This is a genomic window from Arenibacter arenosicollis (genome assembly GCF_014397245.1).
In the GTDB taxonomy this organism is placed as follows: Bacteria; Bacteroidota; Bacteroidia; order Flavobacteriales; family Flavobacteriaceae; genus Arenibacter; species Arenibacter arenosicollis.
This window is the reverse complement of sequence record NZ_JACLHY010000002.1, coordinates 331,499-355,350: the sequence shown is the minus strand read 5'-3', so window position 1 is coordinate 355,350 and position 23,852 is coordinate 331,499. Positions and strand designations below refer to the sequence as shown.

The following is a 23,852-nucleotide window of genomic DNA, read 5'->3' as shown; positions in this document are numbered from 1 at the left end:
CTCTATTTCGTTGACCACTTTAAGTTTGAACGACATTGAGTAGTCCTTTTGGGTACGCTTGATGTACATCTGTTCTGATTTGTTCATTACACTTTCTTTTTGTGTAACGCTATTTCAGGACTAGACATTAGTGCATAAAAAAACGCCTTTACATTGTAAAAGCGTTTTTTATATGTTTGATGCTTTTTGGATTATCCTAAAGCTACCCTTTTAAATCCGGTTACTTCCAATTTGGAATCAACAGATTTTACGTATTGGGCAACACTTTGTTTGCTGTCCTTTATAAAATCTTGGTTTACCAAAGTGTTGTCTTTAAAGAAACGGTTTAATTTTCCTTTAGCGATGTTATCCAACATAGCTTCAGGCTTTCCTTCCTGACGTAGTTGATCTTTGGCAATTTCGATTTCTTTATCGATGATTGACTGATCAACACCTGCTTCGTTCAAGGCTACTGGATTCATTGCAGCGGCTTGCATGGCAACATCCTTTGCGGCAACATCTGCACCGTCAACAGCGGCAGAAAGTCCTACCAATGTAGCGATTTTGTTTCCAGCATGAATATAGGAACCAACAAATGGAGCAGAAAGTCTACTAAATCCACCTATTTCAATTTTCTCACCTATTACACCAGTTTGTTCTGTAAGTTTGTCTTGAACAGAGGTTCCTTTGTAATCGGCATTCAAGAAAGCTTCTTTAGTGTCAAAATCCAAAGCAAGGTCTGCCAAATCGTTGGCCAAAGCAACAAAAGTATCGTTCTTTGCAACAAAATCGGTTTCACAGTTTAGAGAAATAATAACCCCGGAAGTATTGTCCGCATTTACTTTTGCAATTGCAGCTCCCTCAGAAGAATCTCTATCGGCTCTCTTGGCAGCAACTTTTTGTCCTTTTTTACGAAGGATTTCAATTGCTTTTTCAAAATCTCCTTCAGCTTCAACCAATGCATTTTTGCAATCCATCATGCCTGCACCAGTTGTTTGTCTTAATTTGTTTACCTCTGCGGCGGTAATTTTAGCCATTTTATTTTATTTTAATTTTCATCTGGATTAGAATTGTTGTGTAACCCTAATCCAGGTGAATGTTAAATTTATATTCTGTTATATTAAAAGCGGATTATTCCACTCCTCCTTTAACGCTATCTTGCCATTCCTGTAATTCATCCCATTTGCCATCTGCAGCCATTTGAGCTTGCTTAGGCCAAGATGCTGGATTTTTGGAAGCGTATCTTGGGCCAGATTCAGTAAGGATGTCCTTAAGGTCTTCCTCAGATTTATCGGCTAGATCAGCAAAAGTGTTTATTCCTGCTTCCTGAAAGATTTCAGCAATCTTTGGACCAATACCTTCAACTTTAGTTAGGTCGTCAGCAGCAGGAGCTTTTTTAGCTGCTTTCTCTGCTGGTGCTGCTTTTGGTTCAGATGCTTTTTCTTCTGAGACTGCTTTGGCTTTTTTCTCCTTAGGCTTTGCTTCATCTCCACCTTCCTTATCACTTTGCTTTTCAGATTTACGTTCTGTTAATCCTTCGGCAATAGCAGCAGTTACAGATGCCATAATAACTTCAATAGATTTGGAAGCATCATCATTGGATGGTACTATAAAATCTATTTGTCGTGGGTCAGAGTTGGTATCTACCATAGCAAAAATTGGAATATTCAATTTTTGAGCTTCTTTTACCGCGATGTGTTCACGCATTGTATCTACAATGAACAAAGCTGCTGGTAGACGTGTCATTTCAGAAATAGAACCTAAGTTCTTTTCCAACTTTGCACGCAAACGATCAACTTGTAAACGTTCTTTTTTGGATAGTGTGTTAAAGGTACCGTCTTTCTTCATTCTATCAATAGAAGCCATTTTTTTAACGGCTTTACGAATAGTAACGAAATTGGTCAACATACCACCTGGCCATCTTTCTGTGATGTAAGGCATATTAACATTACCTGCTTTTTCAGCAACAATATCCTTTGCTTGTTTTTTGGTAGCTACGAAAAGTATTTTTCTACCGGAAGCTGCAATTTTTTTAAGGGCTTCATTAGTCTCCTCTAATTTTGCAACTGTTTTGTAAAGATTGATAACGTGAATCCCATTACGCTCCATGTAGATGTAAGGAGCCATGTTTGGATTCCATTTTCTGGTAAGGTGACCAAAATGTACACCTGCCTCTAAAAGGTCTTTTACTTCAACTTTGTTTGCCATTTTTATTTTTTAGTTTACGTTCCTTTGAATTAGCAATACTAAAGTGGTACCTATTGGCAGCCTTTAATATTTAGATGCTAAACTAATTTATCCAGAATATATCTACTATTGGATTTCCCTAGGAGGGACAGCCAATTGTTAAAATTCAGGATTATTACTTACCCTATGACAAGGGTTTTCAATGAACAATTAAAAATTACACCGAAACTAGCAAATTGTCCCTGATCGTAATCAAGAGCACTGCGGAATTTCAGTATTTGTTTTGTTAATGCAGTATTAACGTTTAGAGAACTGGAATTTCTTACGGGCTTTCTTCTGACCGAATTTCTTACGTTCAACCATTCTTGGATCTCTAGTTAAAAGACCTTCTGGTTTAAGAACCAATCTGTTCTCAGCATCCATTTCACATAGTGCTCTGGATAATGCCAAACGAACAGCTTCCGCTTGTCCTGTAATACCGCCACCATATACATTAACTTTAACGTCAAAGTTTTCTTCGTTGTTGGTTAAGGCAAATGGTTGTTTTACTTTGTACTGTAATGTTGCAGTAGGAAAATAGTTGCTTAAGTCTCTATTGTTGATCGTAATGTCACCTTTTCCTTCAGTAACATAAACTCGGGCAACTGCAGTCTTTCTTCTACCAATTTTATGAATCATTTCCATTACTTAAAATCGTTTAAGTTAATTGCTGTTGGTTTTTGTGCTTCTTGATTGTGGGCTGTGCCAGCATATACCTTTAGATTACGGAAAAGCTCTGCACCCAATTTATTCTTGGGCAACATACCTTTTATCGATTTTTCTACTATACGCGCTGGATCTTTAGCCAACATTTCATTAGCCGTTGTAAACCTCTGGCCTCCTGGATAACCGGTATGGCGAACGTAGGTTTTTGAATCCCACTTCTTTCCGGTCAGGTTGATTTTTTCTGCATTGATAATAACAACATTATCTCCACAATCAACATGTGGTGTAAAATTAGGCTTGCGCTTCCCTCTAAGTAACAACGCTACTTTAGAAGCAAGACGGCCCAATGTTTCTCCTTCAGCATCAACTAGTAACCATTGTTTGTCAACGGTCGCCTTATTGGCCGAAATCGTCTTGTAGCTTAATGTATCCACACTAATATATTTATTGATTAAACACTTCAATCCCGTTTAACGGGCTGCAAATGTACAATTATTAAGTTGAATTCCAAATGGTTGTTTCTTATTATTTATAGTTTTTTCCAATAATAAATACTTAAGGTGAACTTTATAATCCCTTTTTGCTCCAATAATTACTTTTTACTTGTAAGAAAACTTCACGTTTGCTTTAAATTCATTTAGGTTGATTTACCATTTTGTGTGAGTTCAAATATTGAATATCATGTTTGATTATTTTGCTTTCTAGGGATGTGGTTGCTGAATTCTCATTGGATTTCTGGTGTTGTGAAAGGAGAGGGTAGGGAGCTCTGCAATTGTATTGATGGAATACTAATTTGGTTTATAATACGTTAGCCTTTTAAACAACATAAATTTTAAAATGATGAAATTTAAATTTTTACTACTTTTTATTGTTGCCGCACTTTTCTTTTCTTGTTCTTCAGATAGTAATGATGGTAATTCCAATGAAAACACAATCGTGGGAATTTGGCAGGCACATGAGCTAAAAGTAAATAATGATACTGCGAGTGATGATGAAAAAAATGCGAGAGATTTATTGGCATATTTAACAGCTAAAGAATGCTATGTGTTGAGTTTTGAATTTAAAGTGGACTTAACGGTTACTATTGAAAATTCCGTGGAATATTTGGAAAGGGATGGGTTCGATATTCCTTGTCCGACCGAAAAGGATACCGAAACTACGGTTTATGTTTATGAGAATGGTAAACTTACCTATACCGATGAAGATCAAGAAACTGTTACCGTAGATGTTACTATAGATGGAGATATTATGACGGTAGATGCCTCAGATTTGGATATACCGAATCTAAATGCAGGTGGTCAGCTTATTTTTAAAAGGAAATAAGATTCGGAAAAAAAGCGATATAAAAATAAAAAGCGGAATGCAATTAGGTTAACCCCCTTGGCATTCCGCTTTTTTGATTAATTAGGTTTAGGTCTAATGGGCTTCCAGCCAATTATTACCAACTCCCAGTTCCACATCCAGTGGCACGGATAATTTGTAGGCATTTTCCATCTCCGATTTGATCATTGTCTTTAATTCCTCCAATTCGGGTTTGTATACATCAAAGACCAATTCATCATGTACTTGTAAGAGCATTTTACTTTTGTAATTTCCTTCTTCAAGCTTATTGTGAATATTGATCATCGCAATTTTTATGATATCCGCGGCACTTCCTTGTATAGGGGCGTTTACGGCATTGCGTTCCGCTGCTCCGCGAACAATGGCATTGCTGCCGTTAATATCCTTAAGGTACCTACGTCTGCCCAATACAGTCTGTACGTATCCATTCTCTCTAGCGAAATCTATTTGTTCGCTTATGTAATTGCGTAATTTGGGGTAGGTCTTATAATAGGTATCTATAAGTTCTTTGGATTCGGCACGGGATAAATCCGTTTGGTTGCTCAATCCGAAGGCCGATACTCCGTAAATGATTCCGAAATTTACAGTCTTGGCATTGCTTCGCTGTTCTCTGGTCACCTCTTCCAATGGGATGTTGAATACTTTGGACGCGGTAGAAGCGTGAATATCCTCGCCGTTTTTAAAGGCCTCTATCATTGTGGTCTCCTCACTTAAGGCAGCAATAATCCGTAATTCGATCTGCGAATAATCTGCCGCCAATAAGGTGTAATTTTCGTTTCTTGGAATAAATGCCTTCCTTACCTGTCTTCCACGTTCCGTACGTATGGGTATGTTTTGAAGGTTAGGGTTGTTGCTGCTCAATCTGCCCGTAGCCGCTACCGTTTGCATATAATCTGTATGTACCCTGCCTGTACTTTCCTCTATTTGTTCCGGTAAGGCATCCACATAGGTGCTTTTTAGTTTGCTTAGTCCACGATAATCCAATACGCTTTGGATAATTTCATGGTCCTTTGCCAGATAGGAAAGTACATCTTCTGCAGTGGAATATTGACCTGTTTTGGTCTTTTTGGGTTTGTCAACCAACTTTAGTTTATCGAAAAGAATTTCGCCCAATTGTTTTGGTGAAGCTATGTTGAATTCTTGGCCCGCTTCCTCGTAAATCTTCGATTCCAAGTTTTTAATGTCGTTGTCCAAATCCTTGGCAAGGGAATTCAAAAATGCCTTGTCCAAATTGATGCCCTCTTGTTCCATGTCCGCCAAGACGTGTAAAAGCGGGATCTCTATGTCATTAAATAATTCTTCGGTGTTTGCCTCTTTCAATTCAGGTCTAAAGTGCTGGGCCAATTGAAAAGTGATATCTGCATCCTCTACAGCATATTCGGTTTGCTTTTCCAAGGGAACATCCCTCATGGATAATTGGTTTTTACCTTTTTTGCCAATGAGTTCGGTTATGGAAATAGGGGTGTAATTTAAATAAGTTTCCGCCAGTACATCCATATTGTGGCGCATATCCGGGTTTATGAGGTAATGGGCCAGCATGGTGTCAAAACATTTGCCTTTTACGGATACATTGTATTTGTGCAGTACCTTAATATCATATTTTAAGTTCTGCCCAATTTTTTCAATACCTTCCGCTTCAAAAAATGGCCTTAATTGTTCAATAATATTCTGGGCTTCTGTTCTGTCTTCAGGAAAGGGAACATAGAAACCTTTTCCGGCCTCCCAGCTAAATGCAATGCCTACCAGTTCGGCCGTAAGCGGATTTAATCCAGTAGTTTCCGTATCAAAACAAACGGAGGCCTGCTTCATTAAATTCTGGATAAAAAGTTTCATGGCCATACCGGGAAGAACACTTTGGTACATATGTGAAACTCCGGTAATATTTTTTCTGCTTGATACTTCTTTTATAGTGCCTCCGGTAACTTGACCCTCACTGCCGAATAAGGAAAATTGACCGCCACCGGCTTCCGTGGGTTTCTTTTTTGAAACAGGGCCGTTGTCCTGTTTTTGATCAACAGTGTTGGCTTGGTCCGATTCCTCTGAAAAGAGTTTAAGAAATTGGTCCTTAAGTCTACGGAATTCCAATTCCTCGAAAATCTCCTGAACTTTTTCGCCATCGGGCATGGAGAGTTCATAATCCTTGGCATTAAAGGTTACGTCGCAATCCACAAATATGGTGGCCAGTTTTTTGGATAGGATTCCGAGTTCGGCATTTTCTTGGACTTTTTCCTTCATTTTGCCTTTCAATTTATCTGTGTTGGCAAGTAAATTTTCCATAGAGCCGAATTCCTCGATAAATTTTTTGGCTGTTTTGTCACCAACTCCAGGTAATCCTGGAATGTTGTCACTAGCATCGCCCATCATTCCCAGATAGTCTATAACTTGTTCCGGACGTTCAACACCAAATCGTTTTTGGACTTCAGGAATACCCCAGATTTCAATGCCATTGCCCATTCTGGCCGGGCGGTACATAAATATGTTCTCGGAGACCAATTGCCCAAAATCTTTATCAGGAGTAACCATATATACCTTGTAGTCCTCCTTTTCCGCCTGTTTGGCCAAGGTGCCTATAATGTCATCGGCCTCCATACCTTCCAATTCCACAACCGGAATATGCATGGCTTTTAAAATATTTTGTATGTAGGGTACGGCTATTTTTATGGCATCAGGAGTGGCATCCCTATTGGCTTTGTATTCTGCGAACATTTCCGTACGGTCCGCACTTCCTCCCTTGTCAAAACAAACTGCCAAATGATCTGGTTTTTCCCTTCTTATTACGTCCAATAAAGAATTCATAAATCCCATTATGGCAGAAGTATCCATTCCCTTGGAGTTAATTCTTGGGTTTTTGATAAGTGCGTAGTAGCCCCGAAAAATCAGTGCGTATGCATCAAGTAAAAAAAGTCTCTTTTGTTCTGCCATTATTTTTGATTCTTATTAAGATTTGGGTTTTATGAAATTGATATTTAGGATTTCAAAAAAGTCTCCGTTGTATTGTTGGTTTGCCCTGCCTCTGTATAGCTGCTATAGCTAAATCCGGGATGTATGCAGTATCCTCCTGTTTCTCCATTCTTATTTATGGCAATAAAGCCAATCTGGAAATCCCTTCTGTCCTTGTTCTTTTCCATAATCCGTCTTACACCTTCCTCGCAGGCTTCCTGTGGCGATTTCCCTTGGCGCATTAGCTCTACGATCAAGAAACTACCAACCGTTCGTACAACTTCCTCCCCAACTCCCGTTGCTGTTGCCCCGCCAACTTCGTTGTCTACAAATAATCCGGCACCAATAATTGGGGAGTCACCGACCCGCCCGGCCATTTTGTAACCCATTCCACTTGTGGTGCAGGCTCCTGCGATATCTCCATTTTTATCAATGGCCAGCATACCTATAGTATCGTGGTTTTCTATATTGATAATGGTTTCGTATTTCGATTTCTTTTTCCATTCCAACCAATCTTTTTTGGCTTTTTCAGTGAGTAGATTGGTTTTTGGAAATCCTTTTTCATAAGCAAACTGTTCCGCTCCTTTTCCGGCCAACATCACATGTGGGGTATCTTCCATTACCTTTCTTGCAACCGAAATAGGATGGGCAATATTTTCCATACAGAGCACTGCCCCGCAGTTGCCGTCCTTGTCCATGATACAGGCGTCCAAGGTAACATGGCCATCCCTATCCGGTCTACCTCCGTTACCAACGGTTTCATTGTTAAGATCCGCTTCCTCTACCTTTACACCTTGTTCTACTGCATCCAGGGATGAACCTCCTTTTTCTAATACTTCCCAAGCCTTTGCCGTGGCATTCTTAAAATTCCAAGTGCAGATTACAATAGGTTTTACACTTACTGCGGCATTTGTAATTGGTGGTAGTTCCTTTTTTGTTTCTTGGCAGGATGCAAAAAGAGGCGCTGAAATTATTCCAGCGGTACTTAGGGTAGAATTTTTAAGGAAATTTCTTCTTTTCATAAGATTGTGTTACTTAATTTTAAGGTCCTAAATATAAGAAATATGATTGTAGAAGTATGCGCCAATTCTTTAGAATCTGCGGTAAATGCCCAAAAAGCTGGTGCTGACCGAATTGAATTATGTACCGAGCTAGCAGGAGGGGGGACAACGCCTTCTTTCGGGCTCTTGAAATTGATAAAGGAACATATTTCTATTCCCGTAAATGTATTGATTAGGCCTAGAAGTGGCGACTTTACCTATTCCAATCTCGAGTTTGAGATAATAAAGAAAGATATTGCACTGTGCAAAGAACTGGGTTTTAATGGTATTGTTTCAGGAGTGTTGAACAAGGACTTTACTCTGGATGTTGAAAGAACCAAAGAATTGATAAAATTATCCAAGCCAATGCAATTTACCTTTCATAGAGCATTCGATTGGGTAAGTGATCCTATAGCAACGTTACAGCAATTGGAGGAACTGGAAGTTGATACCATTTTGAGCTCTGGACAACAAAATTCTTCGGTCGCTGGAATGGACCTATTGTCAAAGCTGCAGAAAAAAACCAAGAGAACTGTTATTATGCCAGGAGGTGGTATACAGGTTGCCAATGTGCTGGAATTTAAGAAGAAAGGTTTTGGAGCAGTACATTTGACCGGTATAAAATTTCATAAGAGTCTTGATCATACACCTGTGGTTCCAATGAGCAGTCCCGGCTTTCTAAGGGATGATGAAGTAGCTATTAGTCATTTGGCTACCCTAAAAGAAGTGGTCCGCCTAGTTAAAGAAAAGTAAAAAGGTAACTAAAGGTTTTGAAACCAATATCTTTACTAAAAATTTAAGGGATGCTTCGTTGGATTGTTTTCATTGTTATTTACATTACTCTTGGGATTTATACATTACAGGCATTAAAGGCTGTAACCCGTTACCCTTGGGTCTATTACGCCTATATGCTCTTATCCCTCTTTGTGGTGGGGAATTTTATTTATCAATTTACTATGGGTGATGCTCCTGGCCGGGTGTTGAGTGTTCCAAAAAGTTACGCATTTGGTCTCTTGCTGGCTATGCTCACTTTTAAGTTGATTACTATTGTTTTTTTATTCTCCGAGGATATTTTTAGATTTCTTTCTGCTGGCTATCACAAAATATTTGGGGGGACTAAGGAATTTAGCCTACCGCAGCGTAGACGTTTTTTAAGTACGATTGCCATGGGTATTGCTGCATTGCCATTTTCCGCCTTGTTGTACGGCATGTTGAAGGGGAAGTACAATTTTAAAGTGCTTAAATATAATTTGGAATTTGATGATTTGCCAAGTAGCTTCGATGGTTATCAAATTACACAAATATCGGATGTGCACAGTGGCAGTTTTGATAATAGGGAGAAAATTGAATACGCAATAAACCTTATTAATCAGCAAAAAAGCGATGTGTTGCTTTTTACAGGGGACATGGTCAATAACATGGCAGAGGAAATGTTGCCATGGAAAGGCCTGTTTTCAACATTAAGTGCCAAGGATGGTAAATTTTCAGTTTTAGGCAATCATGATTATGGGGATTATGTGGATTGGGAAACGGAAGAAGCCAAGAGGAACAACTTAATCGATCTAAAAAATTTGCAAAAAGAAATGGGTTTTGATCTATTGCTCAACGATAGCAGGTATTTGCAAAAAGGAGAGGATAGAATTGCCTTGATAGGAGTTGAAAATTGGGGTAGGGGTGGTTTTAAAAAAGCTGGTGACCTTAAAAAGGCCGTTTCCAAAATTAGTAAGGACGATTTTAAAATTTTAATGAGCCATGATCCCTCCCATTGGGAGGACCAAGTCTTAAAGGATGATTACCATTATCATCTAACTCTAAGCGGACATACCCATGGTATGCAATTTGGCATAGAAATTCCTGGATGGATCAAATGGAGTCCTGCTAAATGGAGGTATAAGTATTGGGCAGGGGTATACGAAGAATTGGGTCAAATGATTAATGTAAACCGGGGATTTGGGTTTTTGGGTTACCCAGGAAGGGTAGGTATCTGGCCAGAAATTACGGTAATTACCCTAAAAAAGAGGTCTTTAACGTGATTTTAACAGCTACCTTCTCTACAAAAATGATAGCACTAGTTGTATTTTAACATTTTTTCTTATTTTTGATTTATAACCCAACGTATATATATGTCTAAATTTGGTGAATTAATTGATATAAATGTTCCCGTGCTATTGGATTTTTACGCAGAGTGGAACGAACAGTCAACAGCCATGCACCCTGTACTGAGGGATGTAGCCGCCGCTTTGGGCGATAAGGGCAAAGTTATTAAGATCGATGTGGATAAGAATAAAGAACTTTCCCAAGCGTTGAGAGTGAAAGGTTTGCCTACCTTGATGATATACAAGAAAGGCGAAATGGTTTGGAGGCAAAGTGGAGAACAGGATGCAAATACCCTCATCGGAATACTCAATGAGTATCTATAGCTAATTAAAACGCATAAAAAAACCGAGACATATGTCTCGGTTTTTTTATATCCTTTATTCGGGTATTGCAATGCTGTCCAATTCTTCTTCAGGTATGGCATCCATAGTTGTGGAATCCATTAAATCTGGATCCGAGGTAGGAGCCTGTATTTGCTCCATGGGGTCGTTTCTATAAAATCGTTCAAACTTCGCGATGTATTCATTGAAAATAAGGGTCTCTTTTTCAGCAGTCTCTTTATCCTGGTTGGTGATCAGTATATCTATATTTCTACTGTAGGCCTCCAGATCCGGAATAATTTCGTCTAGGAAAAGGCGTTGTTCCTCAAAGGGTAAATTGGCGTAATAATCCAATTTTTCCTGATAGATCTTTTTCAGTTTTTCAAATAGATTTCGAGCCTTTTCGGTTTCACCTACTTTAAAATATCCATCCACAAAAGGCTCCACAAACGCGTAATAACCGAAATATTCCACGGGCATGTTTTCCATGGCAATATTAATGACATCTTTCGCTTTTTCTATCTTGTTCTCGTTGATCAACGTTTCTGTAAGTCGGGCCAAATTACCTCTGAATGACAGTGCCTGTGTACGGGTCTGTGGGTCATGATAAATGTCCGGGCTTCCGGCATTTCCCCAATCCCATTGCTTTACAATGTCGTACATAAGGTCGCCATCTACCCTGCCCATCTCGTAAGAACTTCTGTTAGTTGTTTTAATGGGGACCAATTTGTAAACAAGGCCATCCAACTGAAGGTAGTCTTTCATCCAGATATACTCTGCCGGGTCAAAACTTCCTCCAGAGAAATATATTGGGCGTTTCCAATCGTTGTTGGCAATAATATCCAACATAAGGATTCGGTTTTTTGGCAAGGCACTTTTGGGGAGGTCAATATCTATGTAGTCCACGATAAGGGCCGAGTCTTTTGCTTTGACCAAACCACTTTCCAAAACATTTTTCTTATTAACCGGAACCCTAATTTTATTGGTTGGATAATATACAACATCTAAATTGCTTTCGGAATACTGACTTAAATCAGCACCTTTCTTCTGTAATATACTTCTAAATTTGGTTTGTTCTTTGTCACTGCCTACCCAATTCATGAAGTCTTTAATGTCCCATCTGCTTTCTGTGAGCTCGTTAAAGTAAATAGCATCCCTTGAACCCCAACGATAAACCTCATGGGTAAGTTGCGAAGGTATAGGGTCGCTTTCATAAGCCTTCTTTTTCATTTGGTCTATATACCAATCCGTGGCAAAAAGGCTGGTGTTAACCACACGCACATCGGTCCGGAATCCTTCTATTTCCTGAGCGTACCACAATGGGAAAGTATCGTTATCCCCAATAGTGAATAAAATGGCACCGGCGTCCTCTTTGGTGGATTGTAAATAAGCCATTGCGGTGGATCTAGTAGTAAACCTATTAGACCTGTCGTGATCGTCCCAATTTTGGAATGCCAGAACTCCTGGCACTGCCAAAAGGCATAAAACAGTGATGCCTGGAGCCAATATTTTGGGACTCAAAAGTTTTTGGAATTCATCAAAAAGTCCGTAGACACCCAAACCTATCCATATGCCGAAAACATAGAAGGAGCCTACCAGGGAATAGTCTCGCTCCCTGGGCTGAAAAATGGCTGGATTGGTATAAAACTGTATGGCAATACCGGTGAACATAAAGAACACGAACAATGCCCAAAATTGTTTGGGATTCTTGCTTATTTGGAAAATAAGGCCAATAATGCCCAATAATAATGGCAGGAAGAAATAGGTGTTCCTGCCCTTGTTGTTCTTAATATCGCTAGGGAGGTTTTCCTGACTGCCTAACCTGGCATTATCAATAAAGTTGATGCCGCTCAACCAGTTACCGTGATTGTCATATCTCCCTTGAATGTCATCCTGCTTGCCCACATAGTTCCACATAAAATAGCGCCAATACATATAACCGAATTGGAATTCGAACATGTATTTGATATTTTGCATGACTGTTGGCGGTTCTACATCAATATATTCGCCAAACTCCCTTAGGAATCTCATATATTGGGTAGTGTCTATTTCTCCCTTGGCATACCCGTCCTTAAATTGGTTTACGGCATCCCTTAATTCGTTGTTTCCAAGGTAATCCGATTTGATCTTAAAAGTCAGCGGATCAAAATACTTCATATAGTTCTCGGCATTTTGTTCGCTCCACATACGGGGTAGAAGTCCAACGTGTTTGGGATTGGGCCCTTGTAAGGCATCTTTGTAATGGTTGACTATAATGTATTTCCCCGCTTTTAAATCTTTTTCGTATTTGGGTTTCTCGTCTTTATCTTCCCCAGCAGGGGCAAAAGTGTCCGAATAGTACGCACCATAAACTGGACTGTCTACTCCAGGGTACTGTTCCCTGTTGTAATAAGCCAATAGAGATCGGGCATCCGAAGGATCATTTTCGTTGATTACTACATCGGCATTTGCCCTAATAGGTAACATTAGCCAGGAAGAGAACCCTAAAAACAAAAACATTAGGCAAAGGACTATAGTATTGGCTGTGGTAAAGTTGTTGTTGCGTGTATAGCGCAATCCCCAGTAGAAGACGGCAATAAAAATTAGGCCCATAATTATGGTACCCGAGTTAAACGGCAGTCCAATGGTATTGATGAAAAATACTTCGCTCCAACCAAAAACTTTCAAAACATAGGTCAAAGAAAACTTATAGACCAACATTAATATGGCCACTACAATGATATTGGCCAAAAGGAAATTTTTAATTGTGGTGGTTTTATAGGTTTTAAAATAATACAAGAGGCCAATGGTGGGAATAGCCAAGAAACCCATAAATTGAATTCCGAAGGTGAGTCCTACTACAAAGGAGATAAGTACGATCCACTTATTGCCTCGAGGATTCTCCAAGTCGTCCACCCATTTTAATCCAAGCCATAACAATAATGACATGATTAAACTGGCCATAGCGTAGACCTCCGTTTCTGTGGCGTTAAACCAAAAACTATCTGTAAAGGTAAAGGCTAGGGATCCCACTAATCCGCTACCTAAAATTGCCAAAGCCTTGCTATTGGTAATAACTTCTTCCTTGGAAATAAGCTTTTTAGTGAGATTGGTTATGGTCCAAAACATAAAAAGTATGGTGAAGGCGCTGGAAACCCCCGAAACGAGGTTTACCATCTTGGCAACCTGTGTGGGTTCTAAGGCAAACATGGCCATAAATGCTCCGATCATCTGCAATAATGGTGCTCCAGGTGGGTGTCCTACCTGTAGTTTGGCTGCTGTTGAAATATATTCGCCCGCATCCCAAAAACTACTAGTGGGTTCAACGGTTATTGCATAAGTTATTAGGGCTATAAAAAAAACAAACCATCCAGTGATGGTGTCCCATTTCTTGAAATTTTTTGAAAACATGCGGTTTGTCGTTTATCCGAAGGGCGAATTTACTAATTTAATAATATAAAGGGATATATATTTCATAAACCTTTAACATGATTTTAGGTCAAAATATCCTTAATTATTAGCCTATTGGCAATGTACTTCATATATGTTACTTGGTATAGGAGCAATAAATGTATAGCTGAAATCCCTTTGTTAATAGGCTGTGGAAGAATATTTCTTTATTTTTTTTGGAATATGGCTTAAAAATATTTGTGCATATAAAACTTTGTTCTAAATTTGCACGCTCAAACGAGGTAGTGGCCTATGGTGTAATTGGCAACACAGCTGGTTTTGGTCCAGTCGTTCTAGGTTCGAGTCCTAGTAGGCCAACATCCTAATCCCCTGATTTTATTTAAATCAGGGGATTTTTTATTTTGGGTACTTCATAATTGATTTTTGTAAATATAATTGTGACCACATCTAAAATTGGAGAAGCCAATAGTATGGCTTTAAAGAACAATTTTTAGACGCGCCATCGCTATCTTCTTCCCTATGAAATTTCACGGATTTGTGCATCCAAAGCGACTATTTATGAAATAGTTGTAGGCAAAACATCCCTTTGGAGTTATGGACAGGTGTATTTACCCCCTTTTGTCCATTGAGTAAAATTGCCCAATAATGCAACGGTTTGAGTGTTGTGATAAAGGAAATGGATTAGACTCTTGTTGAAATCGAATACCTTGGCAAGCTATTCCAACGGATTTTCCGCCTTTTGGTTTCAGCCGTAGGTCACAAGATCTATCCGTACTTCCTCGCATAAAGCTGAAAGCTCTTGCCAGAGCAATTCCAAACGTACTTTATCCGACTTATCCAAGGGCAAAGTACTCTTCCTGCTGTTTATGGTCAAATCAAGTCCTCGCAAGTTCATAAAATATTTGGCGCCGATAGAATATTTTTTACCGATAACGGATTTGTTCGCAAGGACAAAATCATTGACTTTTTTCACAGATTCCGAAACCTCTTTAGCCCGTCCGTTTTGCCACAAATAAGAAAACAGTTCTGGGTAATAGTTACCTGCAATACAGGATATGCCCGCGCCACCATGTCTTATAGAATGCAATACATCCGGAGAGTGTGCATTGTAAATACCTAAAGAAGAATTGGAAGTTATGTCTATCTTCTGGGCGACCAAAGCTGCATCGCAGGTTGTATCTTTAAAGTATAGGAATCTTCCTGTTTTTTGGAGCTGGTCCAACATTTCAGGACTGATATTCCTAGCATAGGGACTTGGGCACTCGTAAATTCCCAAGGGAATATTTCCGGTTTGATTCAATATACCTTCAAAGGAATTTAGTAGTTCAGAATCCATTTCCCCTTTTCCGACCATTACAGAGGGTATTAAAACGACAGCCTGAACACCAGTATCATAGATTTTTTTTATAAAATCTACATTTTCTGCCACGTGGCCGGAAAAGGTTCCGGTGGACACAACAGGGAGTTTGGTATGTTCAACTACATACTTCGTAAGGTCTATGCGTTCTTGATCACTGAGATTGTACATTTCACTTGAACCACAATTTGCAAATAAGCCTGTGGACCCAGAATCTTCGTACCACCGAATTAATCTTTTCAATCCTTGGTAATCGATAGATAAATCCTCATTGAAGGGTGTCATCATTACGGGCCAAAATCCACCTGGTAATTTGTTTTCAACGGAATTAAAAGGCAGCTTTTCAAAGCCTCTGCTCAGCCATATACCACCTAGCGTGGTCATAAATGCGGTATTTATAAATTTTCTACGGGTCCAATACATTTAATATAAATTTATTATAATAAAGGTTCATTTATAACTAATGATCATGAGGGTTAAGTTACTAAATTTTGCTTACCAATTTAAATTGATCATCGATTAAAAGGGATTCCAAACTCTGGGTTCATGGGTGTTGATTATAAGCAGGACATATGGGCCACAACAGATGAGAGTGCTTCTTTATTGAACTTCTCTCCAACAGGATGGTAACATTTCGAAATTCACCACCTTGGCGATTTTTCAACCCTATTCTTGTTCCCGATAGCTTTTTCGCGGAAAGTTGTTGGTCGAAAAGTTTCTTTTTCAGTCTAAATGTTAGTTTGTTCTAGCATGGTATAAATCTTTAGTTTAATCCAAACATGCGATTACAATCAATTGATTATTATAAATTTGGATGCATTATGTTTCTTTTTGTGGCGCGGTATCAACTGCATTTGGATTCTGAAACGCATACATTTAGTTTCCATATAAAACCCCATGAAAGTTGGTATATGCAGTGTTTCATGTTATATTTCCATCTTAAACGAAAGTGTAAAAAGGAAACGCTTGTGGGATATGTGCTTAATCGTTTAAACGAAACAGGATTGCTTGTTTAAGGGATTAAAGTGTAAGATTTGAATTTCTGTTGGGGTTGAAACGGTTTTGATGGTGCTAGACTTGCAATTGGAAAGGTTGGCCACAGCTGGGTTGGCATGGAGCTATATTTTCGTTTTCATCATGGATGGTGTAGAAAGAATTAAAGAATTATGGTAATTGAACTAGTGCCTAAATTCTCGCAGAAGACTTTGGTATCAAGTATATTATAACATGAAAAAACTAACTAATAAATAAAAATGACCAGTACCATTATGAATTTACGCAACTTTTCATGGCTTGGTGTTTTTCTATGCCTAACCGTAATATGTCTTTCCTCTACAAGTGCAAAAGCTCAGAAACACCAAAAAGAACAGTCTGGAAGTATAAGCAAATCGCCTTCTGATTTTAATCCTGAATATGAGAATGTCAAGTCAAGGGTTAGTTATGTTCCGGGGATTAAAGTGATTAGAGGGGAAACGCATGTGATAGTTCCCGAACAAGAATTTTTCTGCCCTGCTGGCAGTGTTTTCAAATTCAATAATGGCGATATTCAGGTTTTTGACAGGCGTTCCAGTAATGGTGGGAAGACTTGGCGTCAGGTTCCCTACATTCTGGAAAATTCTACCTACCAGTTTCCTGGACCAGATGGGGAAGTGGTCATGTTTCAATCGGATAATCAGGCGGGAGGTTCAACTAGCGCGGGAAGACCGGAAATCTCTTTGCAAAAGACTGATGAGGAAGGGGTTTTGGAAGCTAATTTTTTTCGTTCAAAAGATAATGGATTAACTAGAGTAAGTGATCCTGCAAGAATTTATCTACCTGAAAGATTTAAAGATTGGTCGGGGGTTTTATGCCGTAATATTGTTGGGCTTGATGATGGCAGTCTTCTTATGGGTATGTATCTCAGAAGTGGGGTAAAGAATACCCCTGAGAATAAATTTCGAGACTTTGTCCTAAAATCCTCGGATAGAGGTAAGACATGGGATTATCTATCAACGGTAGCCTTTGATATGTCAGAAGATAATAGGGGAGAAGGTTTTAATGAGGCATCCCTGCTGGTTCTTCCCGATGGTAAAATCAACTGCTTCATGAGGTCGGGAGCAAGTTACCAGGCTTCCTTGGGTAGCTTTAATAACAATGATTGGGATAATAAAATGCCTTTCAGTTTTGGACAACAAACACCTATTTATAAGACGGTATCTGTTGATGGTGGTAAAAACTGGAGTATTCCGGATCCCATAACTTCCCATGGTGTTTGGCCAGATGCAACTCTAATGAAAAATGGGATTACGGCCTTGACTTATGGTAGGCCTGGCAATTGGATAATGTTTAATGAAGGGGAGAGCGATACCTGGGGCCCAATAATTCCATTCTACAACGATCTTTATCCTCCGGATTGCGGAAATTATATTTCAGCGACGGAAGTAGCCCCGGACATTTTGCTGGTAGTGTATTCACGCACCAACCCAAACGATCATTGGAAAAGTGAAATTGTGGGCACGTATTTTAATGTTAAGGCCATGACGGAGTAAAAAAAATTAAGCTATGATGAATTTAAAAGTTTGCTACTTATTACTTATAACCACAATGTTGCATAATTTGTGTTTAGGCCAAAGGGATAAAACCTTCCTTGATCAGCCCAAATTAATAAAGAATCCATCATCCGTGGAGTATTATTCACCCGAAAACAGAAAATTTACTGGTATTTCTAGCCTCGCTGTTAGCCCTAAAGGGCGAATGTGGGCAACATGGTATTCCGGAATAACACCAGGGGAAGATGCTAATAATTATGTAGTTGTTTCTACTAGTGGAGATAATGGGCAAACCTGGGAAGAAGTTCTTGTGTTAGATTCTGATAAACAGGGTCCTGTTAGGGCTTTTGATCCAGAAATATGGATTGATCCTGCAGGTAAACTCTGGATATTTTGGTCTCAATCAATTCATAAGGAGATGGATAAACATTACGATGGTATTAATACTGGTGTGTGGGTTTTGACGATTGATGATGCAGAAGAAAGTAACCCAACTTGGCCCACCCCTAAACGAATTGTTGATGGTATCATGCATGTGTAAGCCAATCGTATTATCTACAGGTGAATGGGTTTTACCAGTTTCAACATGGCAAATAAACGATGGAGCAAAAGCAGTTGTATCAGTTGATCATGGGCAAAGCTGGCAGGTACGGGGCGCCGTTAACGTTCCAGAATTGGCGCGTAGTGCTGATGAACACATGATTGTTGAGGGAAAGGATGGGACATTGTGGATGATAGTTCGAACCAAATATGGGATAGGGGAAAGTGTTTCAAAGGACAAGGGGTATTCATAGACCCCACTAATACCTTCTAAAATTCAACATCCAACGGCTAGATTCTTTATTTATCGACTTAATTCTGGAAATCTTTTATTGGTAAAACATGGACCAATAGATATGAAAATTGGACGTTCTCACCTCATGGCTTTTATATCTAAAGATGATGGATTTACCTGGTCCAATGGATTATTGCTGGACCAAAGAAAAGATGTTTCCTACCCTGATGGTCAACAAACGGCTGAAGGGACTATTTATATTACTTATGATTATAAGCGCAGAAGTGATCAAAAGATTTATCTTACGAATTTCTCGGAGGACGATGTTATGTTCGGGACAAGCAAAACAATTTTGGAGGTCTATAATAGAAGGATGCTAATAAGTCAAGGTGGCGCACAATAATCCGTTAATTCGGGCTATAAATGTGCATATTTAGCTATAAAATGGATTGATGCGATTTAAGTCCCATATTTCCATCCAGTTTTCTGGAATTGACACTAATTTCACGGTTTATTTTACCGAAAAATAAACCGTGAAATTTTTTATAAACATCCTTTCATCTTTCCCTTCAATAGTAAGTCGGAGTTTGGAGGTTTTGGCTACAGGGAAAGTTTGAATGCGCTTCCTTCCTATACTTTGGCCTTCTGCAATAGTTTTCCATTGCCTGTCAACGTACGCTTCAACTTTATAGGTGTCTATGTATTGGCCGTGTTGTATATCTTCCTCCAGGATCAGTAGATTCACTTTTTGCTTTTTGTGAAAATCAATTACAAGTTGGTTATTGGGTTGATCATCTTTTGAGGAGGTACTGCCCAAAGGTTTTGCAAAAGTTTCTTCCAGCGTTTTCCCAAATTCGGATAATCGCTTTACTTCAGCCTCTGGAATGAGGCCGGTGGTGTCCGGTGTCATATTGACAAGCAAGTTGGCGCCACGACCAATGGTTTCAAAATATACATTCTTTAAGAAGGGAATGTCCCTCAATGTTTTGTCCGAATCCGGTGTCCAAAACCAAGTACTTCTGGTATGAAGGTTCGCCTCTGCGGGAATCCAGCCGGCATTTTGCGGTCCCACCCACATTTCGAGACCTTCTCCTGGTCTTACAATATTTTCTAAGGGATATGCGGCCCATCCTTGTTCACTTCCGGACCATCTTACATCCGGTTTTGTGCCTCCCATAATTACGGCATTGGGTTGTAAATGCTTTACCATGGAGTGGATAGCATCTCCATAGGCAGTTCCAAGTGGTTGCATGGTTTTAGGATCCATGATATCCCATCCGAAGGGATCGTAGGCACCATCGAACCAAAGGTATGATATCTCACCATAGTTGGTCAATAGTTCTCTTAGTTGTTCCATGAATACAGGAAAGTACCTGTGGATATCCCCTACAATTTTTCTTTCACCCTGGGGGTCTGGGGTACTACTGCATCCAAAATGCTTATCGCCCCCTGAGACATATAATCCAACCTTAATATCATATTTGCGACAAGCTTTTACAAATTCCGCAACAACATCGCCTTTACCCTTTTTCCAAGGTGATTTTTTTATAGAGTAATCCGTAGTTTCGGTTGGCCACAGGCAATAGCCATTATGATGTTTTGCTGTTAAAACTATATGCTTGGCGCCAAAGGATTTGGCAGTTTTCACCCATTGCTCGGCATCCAATTGGGAAGGGTTAAAAACATCGGCAGCGGGTACGGACATCATATCGGATTCAATATAGGCTGCAGGGCCATAGTGAATAAATGCTCCTAATTGTCTTTCCTGAAATGAAAGTTGTTGAGGGGAGGGTTTATTGGTTACCTCAAATGTGGGGCTTTTTCCATTCATTGTTTGTTCCTGAGGAGCGGTAAGAACAGGTGTCCAATTGCCTTTGTGCTCTGGTGGTGACTCCATGTTTCTTTCACTATCCTCGAAAAAATGTTCGAACAATTGCTTAGGGGTTCCTTCATAAGTAGCTCTTTGCAAATCGCCAGCAATTTGTTGATTTCCTCCGGTAAAATAAAGAATGGTCTTTCCGTTAAAATAACACAGTTCCACATCAGAAACATTATTTTCACTGATTTTGGGGTCAGTCAAAGGCATGTTAAAGTGGGTTGGGTCAAAAGTAACGAAAGGCCGGTCTTTCGGTGCATCCTCCCATTGAATCAATTCTTTTGAGCGCGTAATATGTGTTTCCCATGATTTGTTAAGTGCCTCTAGGTAGAGGGTATAGTACCAACCTCCCTCATAGTATAAAGCAGGACCACCTACATATTTGTTAGTTCCATAAATGGCATCTGGAATTTCCTTCCAGTTGATCAGGTCTGTCGATTCCAAATATCGGAACGTAAAAGGTTTCCAGTAGGGGTCATTGGTCTCGTAAAGCAAAATAAACTTATCCTTTCCCCTACATACCGCAGTGTTGAAAAAGAACTCTTGCCCTGAGGCTTTTAATACAGTACGGGGCTTTGACCAATTTTTCAAATCTTTTGAACTGGTCATGGTTATCTCTGTCATCTGCCGCCAAGGTTTTTCCTTTCCGTAATTGCCAGCAAAAACATAAACAATGCCTTTCCAGGTCAATACTGTTCCAAATCCATGATTTTTTAAGGGAACAGAAATTAATTTCCCTGATTCAAGGTCCCTTATTCGGATTTCATCTTCATGAAAATATTCACCCGGTTTGGCCCCTTCCACATCCCAGAAGTGTTGGTTGTTTTCCAAGAGGTATAATTTATTTTGGAATACAAAGGGAGAGGTTTCAACCAATGGGGAGTTGAGCCGACCTTGTTTTTTTATTGGATTCTCAAATGGCGTTTGCGCAAGAACGTTGCAACTAATGAGGCACGCCATTAAAAAATTGAACAGTTTGGTAGAATTGATCATTGGACACTTATCTTGTTTGGAAGTCTAAAAATATGGTGAATCCTTATGAATGACTACTTGATTTTACTCAATGTATGATGGTAATTTACCAAATCATCAAGAATTGGATCGAAAATGGAAGGATTACCAATGAATTTGACTTGGTAGGATTTGGATAGCCTTGTAAATGGTGATTCATTTTATAATTGCATTATTTGTGCTATTTAAAAACACGCTGTAGAAGTGCATGAAATAAAAATTTTATTGAAAAGGGCAGGTGTCAAGGTAAGGAATCAACTAGAAATGGAGTGATAATTGTTTTGTTATAGTTGGTGAAATTAGAGGATAGCCCCTGAATAAAGAGCAGGAATTTTCCGTATCTTTTTTAGAATAAATAACTTAGATTATTGTAGAATCTAAAAATTATGTATATTTGCCGTGCTGAAAGAATATAAAGTATTCATGAGGGGACAATTTGTCCCCTCTTTTATTACTATACTTTATTTAAACGGTACGGTAAAAGAACAGCTTTAAGTTATATTCTGAGGCATGTCGATTTCAGATTTAAAGCAGGTGTTTAATAAAACCGAAGTATATGTTGAAGGAAAAAGTTACTGCACTTTTAGAAGAGGCGTTAAAGGAGGATCAATCACTTTTTTTATTGGATTTCTCCGTAACCGCGGATAATAAGATAAGGATAACCTTGGACGGTGATCATGGCGTTACTTTGCAGGATTGTATGAATGTAAGTCGTGCCATAGAGCATAATTTGGACAGGGAGGAAGAGGATTTTTCCTTGGAAGTTGCTTCTGCCGGAGCAGCCTCACCGATCAAGTTGCCTAGGCAGTACGCAAAAAATCTAGGAAGAAAGCTTGAAGTTAAAACCCAGGATATGGAGTTCGAGGGAAAGTTAACAGAGGCATCAGAGGATAGTATTACCTTGGAATGGAAAGATAGGGAACCCAAACCCATAGGAAAAGGGAAAATTACGGTTCAGAAAAAGCAGCAGATCGCTATTTCTGATATTAAAGAAGCTAAAGTTGTATTAAAATTTTAATTGTAGTTCAAAAATGGAAAATATTGCGCTAATCGAATCTTTCTCAGAATTTAAAGATGATAAATTCATAGATAGGGTAACGCTAATGGCGATTTTGGAGGATGTTTTTAGGAATGCGTTAAAGAAGAAGTTTGGTTCCGATGACAATTTCGATATCATTATAAACCCGGATAAAGGGGATTTGGAGATTTGGAGAAACAGGGTAGTGGTCGAGGATGGAGAAGTGGAAGATCCAAACGAGGAGATTTCGCTTTCTGCAGCAAGAAAAATAGAACCGGATTTTGAAGTTGGGGAAGATGTATCCGAAGAAGTAAAATTGATCGATCTTGGAAGAAGAGCTATTTTGGCTTTAAGACAAAATCTGATTTCTAAGATACACGAGCACGATAATACTACAATTTATAAGCAATTTAAGGACCTTGAAGGCGAGATTTATACCGCAGAGGTTCATCATATTAGGCATAAGGCAATTATTCTTTTGGATGACGAAGGAAATGAGATTATTTTGCCAAAAGACAAGCAGATACCGTCCGATTTCTTTAGGAAAGGGGATAATGTTCGTGGTATAATAGAAAGTGTTGAGCTTAAGGGTAACAAGCCTACCATAATCATGTCCAGAAGTTCTCCTTTGTTTTTGGAGCAACTGTTCTTCCAGGAGATCCCAGAGGTTTTTGATGGTTTGATTACCATTAAAAAAGCAGTAAGGATACCAGGGGAAAAGGCCAAGGTGGCTGTAGATTCCTATGATGATCGTATTGATCCCGTAGGAGCCTGTGTAGGTATGAAAGGGTCTAGGATACATGGAATTGTCCGTGAATTGGGCAATGAGAATATCGATGTTATCAACTGGACCAGTAATCCACAGTTATTGGTTACTAGGGCATTGAGCCCTGCAAGGGTTTCTTCTGTGAAATTGAATGATGAGAAAATGACTGCTCAAGTATATCTAAGACCAGAGGAGGTTTCCAAGGCGATAGGTAGGGGAGGTCATAATATTAGGTTGGCCGGACAATTAACCGGTTATGAGATCGATGTGTTCCGTGAAGGTGTTGAGGAAGATGTCGAGCTTACAGAATTCTCCGATGAAATTGAAGCTTGGATCATTGAAGAATTTAAGAAAATTGGTATGGATACGGCCAGAAGCGTTTTGGAACAGGATGTGGATGATTTGGTAAAAAGAACCGATTTGGAAGAGGAAACAATTTTGGAAGTTGTGCGAATTCTTAAGGAAGAATTAGAAGATTAAACTATATATTAGCAGTAAATTACAAGAATAGGAATTTTTTTT

Annotated in this window: 19 protein-coding genes and 1 tRNA gene; 11 read left to right on the top strand and 9 right to left on the bottom strand. The window is 39.2% G+C overall.

The window, feature by feature from the left end:
* Positions 1–191 precede the first annotated feature (191 nt).
* From tsf to rplM, 4 genes are all read right to left on the bottom strand, one after another.
* The gene (tsf, locus tag H4O18_RS04545; RefSeq protein WP_187581915.1) at positions 192–1,016 is read right to left on the bottom strand and encodes a translation elongation factor Ts; all 825 of its coding nucleotides are present in this window, start codon (positions 1,014–1,016) and stop codon (positions 192–194) included.
* A 94-nt stretch (positions 1,017–1,110) separates the two neighbouring features.
* The gene (gene rpsB / locus H4O18_RS04540; RefSeq protein ID WP_187581914.1) at positions 1,111–2,187 is read right to left on the bottom strand and encodes a 30S ribosomal protein S2; all 1,077 of its coding nucleotides are present in this window, start codon (positions 2,185–2,187) and stop codon (positions 1,111–1,113) included.
* Positions 2,188–2,463: 276 nt separating this feature from the next.
* Positions 2,464–2,850: a 30S ribosomal protein S9 gene (rpsI, locus tag H4O18_RS04535; protein WP_187581913.1), complete on the bottom strand. Its 387-nt coding sequence runs from the start codon at positions 2,848–2,850 to the stop codon at positions 2,464–2,466.
* On the bottom strand, positions 2,850–3,305 hold the full coding sequence (gene rplM, locus H4O18_RS04530; protein ID WP_103441760.1) for a 50S ribosomal protein L13: 456 nt from the start codon (positions 3,303–3,305) through the stop codon (positions 2,850–2,852). Before rplM ends, rpsI begins: the two co-directional genes overlap by 1 nt.
* Positions 3,306–3,708: 403 nt before the next feature.
* On the opposite strand from rplM, the gene H4O18_RS04525 reads away from it, so the two are divergent.
* Positions 3,709–4,194: a hypothetical protein gene (locus tag H4O18_RS04525; protein ID WP_187581912.1), complete on the top strand. Its 486-nt coding sequence runs from the start codon at positions 3,709–3,711 to the stop codon at positions 4,192–4,194.
* Positions 4,195–4,287: 93 nt separating this feature from the next.
* Here the strand turns inward: H4O18_RS04525 and polA are convergent, their stop codons facing one another.
* Both polA and H4O18_RS04515 read right to left on the bottom strand, forming a co-directional pair.
* Complete coding sequence (polA, locus tag H4O18_RS04520) at positions 4,288–7,134, bottom strand: DNA polymerase I (protein ID WP_187581911.1); 2,847 nt, start codon at positions 7,132–7,134, stop codon at positions 4,288–4,290.
* 44 nt (positions 7,135–7,178) lie between these two features.
* On the bottom strand, positions 7,179–8,174 hold the full coding sequence (locus H4O18_RS04515; protein ID WP_187581910.1) for an isoaspartyl peptidase/L-asparaginase family protein: 996 nt from the start codon (positions 8,172–8,174) through the stop codon (positions 7,179–7,181).
* A gap of 42 nt (positions 8,175–8,216) precedes the next feature.
* Here H4O18_RS04515 and H4O18_RS04510 point away from each other — a divergent pair, with 42 nt between their 5' ends.
* From H4O18_RS04510 to H4O18_RS04500, 3 genes are all read left to right on the top strand, one after another.
* The gene (locus H4O18_RS04510; RefSeq protein ID WP_187581909.1) at positions 8,217–8,945 is read left to right on the top strand and encodes a copper homeostasis protein CutC; all 729 of its coding nucleotides are present in this window, start codon (positions 8,217–8,219) and stop codon (positions 8,943–8,945) included.
* 50 nt (positions 8,946–8,995) lie between these two features.
* Positions 8,996–10,225: a metallophosphoesterase gene (locus H4O18_RS04505; protein WP_187581908.1), complete on the top strand. Its 1,230-nt coding sequence runs from the start codon at positions 8,996–8,998 to the stop codon at positions 10,223–10,225.
* 90 nt (positions 10,226–10,315) lie between these two features.
* On the top strand, positions 10,316–10,612 hold the full coding sequence (locus tag H4O18_RS04500) for a thioredoxin family protein (RefSeq protein ID WP_072862855.1): 297 nt from the start codon (positions 10,316–10,318) through the stop codon (positions 10,610–10,612).
* A 54-nt stretch (positions 10,613–10,666) separates the two neighbouring features.
* Here H4O18_RS04500 and H4O18_RS04495 read toward each other — a convergent pair whose 3' ends face one another.
* Entirely contained in the window at positions 10,667–13,999 is a 3,333-nt protein-coding gene (locus H4O18_RS04495) for a glycosyltransferase family 117 protein (protein ID WP_187581907.1), read from the bottom strand.
* 285 nt (positions 14,000–14,284) lie between these two features.
* On the opposite strand from H4O18_RS04495, the gene H4O18_RS04490 reads away from it, so the two are divergent.
* Positions 14,285–14,356, top strand: a tRNA-Gln gene (locus tag H4O18_RS04490).
* Between the two features lie 388 nt (positions 14,357–14,744).
* On the opposite strand, the gene H4O18_RS04485 is transcribed toward H4O18_RS04490, so the two are convergent.
* Positions 14,745–15,740, bottom strand: a complete 996-nt coding sequence (locus H4O18_RS04485; RefSeq protein ID WP_187581906.1) for a dihydrodipicolinate synthase family protein — start codon at positions 15,738–15,740, stop codon at positions 14,745–14,747.
* Between the two features lie 869 nt (positions 15,741–16,609).
* Here H4O18_RS04485 and H4O18_RS04480 point away from each other — a divergent pair.
* The 4 genes from H4O18_RS04480 to H4O18_RS04465 all read left to right on the top strand — a co-directional run bounded on the left by H4O18_RS04480 (position 16,610) and on the right by H4O18_RS04465 (position 19,062).
* Positions 16,610–17,884, top strand: coding sequence for a sialidase family protein (locus tag H4O18_RS04480; RefSeq protein WP_187581905.1), 1,275 nt, complete (start codon positions 16,610–16,612; stop codon positions 17,882–17,884).
* A gap of 13 nt (positions 17,885–17,897) precedes the next feature.
* Positions 17,898–18,425, top strand: coding sequence for a sialidase family protein (locus H4O18_RS04475; RefSeq protein ID WP_187581904.1), 528 nt, complete (start codon positions 17,898–17,900; stop codon positions 18,423–18,425).
* Positions 18,406–18,678, top strand: coding sequence for a sialidase family protein (locus H4O18_RS04470; RefSeq protein ID WP_187581903.1), 273 nt, complete (start codon positions 18,406–18,408; stop codon positions 18,676–18,678). The genes H4O18_RS04475 and H4O18_RS04470 overlap by 20 nt, the downstream gene beginning before the upstream one ends.
* Before the next feature lie 102 nt (positions 18,679–18,780).
* Positions 18,781–19,062 (top strand): sialidase family protein, encoded by a 282-nt coding sequence (locus H4O18_RS04465; RefSeq protein WP_187581902.1) that lies wholly within the window; start codon positions 18,781–18,783, stop codon positions 19,060–19,062.
* Between the two features lie 108 nt (positions 19,063–19,170).
* On the opposite strand, the gene H4O18_RS04460 is transcribed toward H4O18_RS04465, so the two are convergent.
* The gene (locus H4O18_RS04460; RefSeq protein ID WP_187581901.1) at positions 19,171–21,528 is read right to left on the bottom strand and encodes an alpha-L-fucosidase; all 2,358 of its coding nucleotides are present in this window, start codon (positions 21,526–21,528) and stop codon (positions 19,171–19,173) included.
* A 574-nt stretch (positions 21,529–22,102) separates the two neighbouring features.
* On the opposite strand from H4O18_RS04460, the gene rimP reads away from it, so the two are divergent.
* Both rimP and nusA read left to right on the top strand, forming a co-directional pair.
* Positions 22,103–22,564: a ribosome assembly cofactor RimP gene (gene rimP, locus H4O18_RS04455; protein ID WP_187581900.1), complete on the top strand. Its 462-nt coding sequence runs from the start codon at positions 22,103–22,105 to the stop codon at positions 22,562–22,564.
* A 13-nt stretch (positions 22,565–22,577) separates the two neighbouring features.
* The gene (gene nusA / locus H4O18_RS04450; RefSeq protein ID WP_031442384.1) at positions 22,578–23,810 is read left to right on the top strand and encodes a transcription termination factor NusA; all 1,233 of its coding nucleotides are present in this window, start codon (positions 22,578–22,580) and stop codon (positions 23,808–23,810) included.
* The last annotated feature ends 42 nt before the right edge of the window (positions 23,811–23,852 follow it).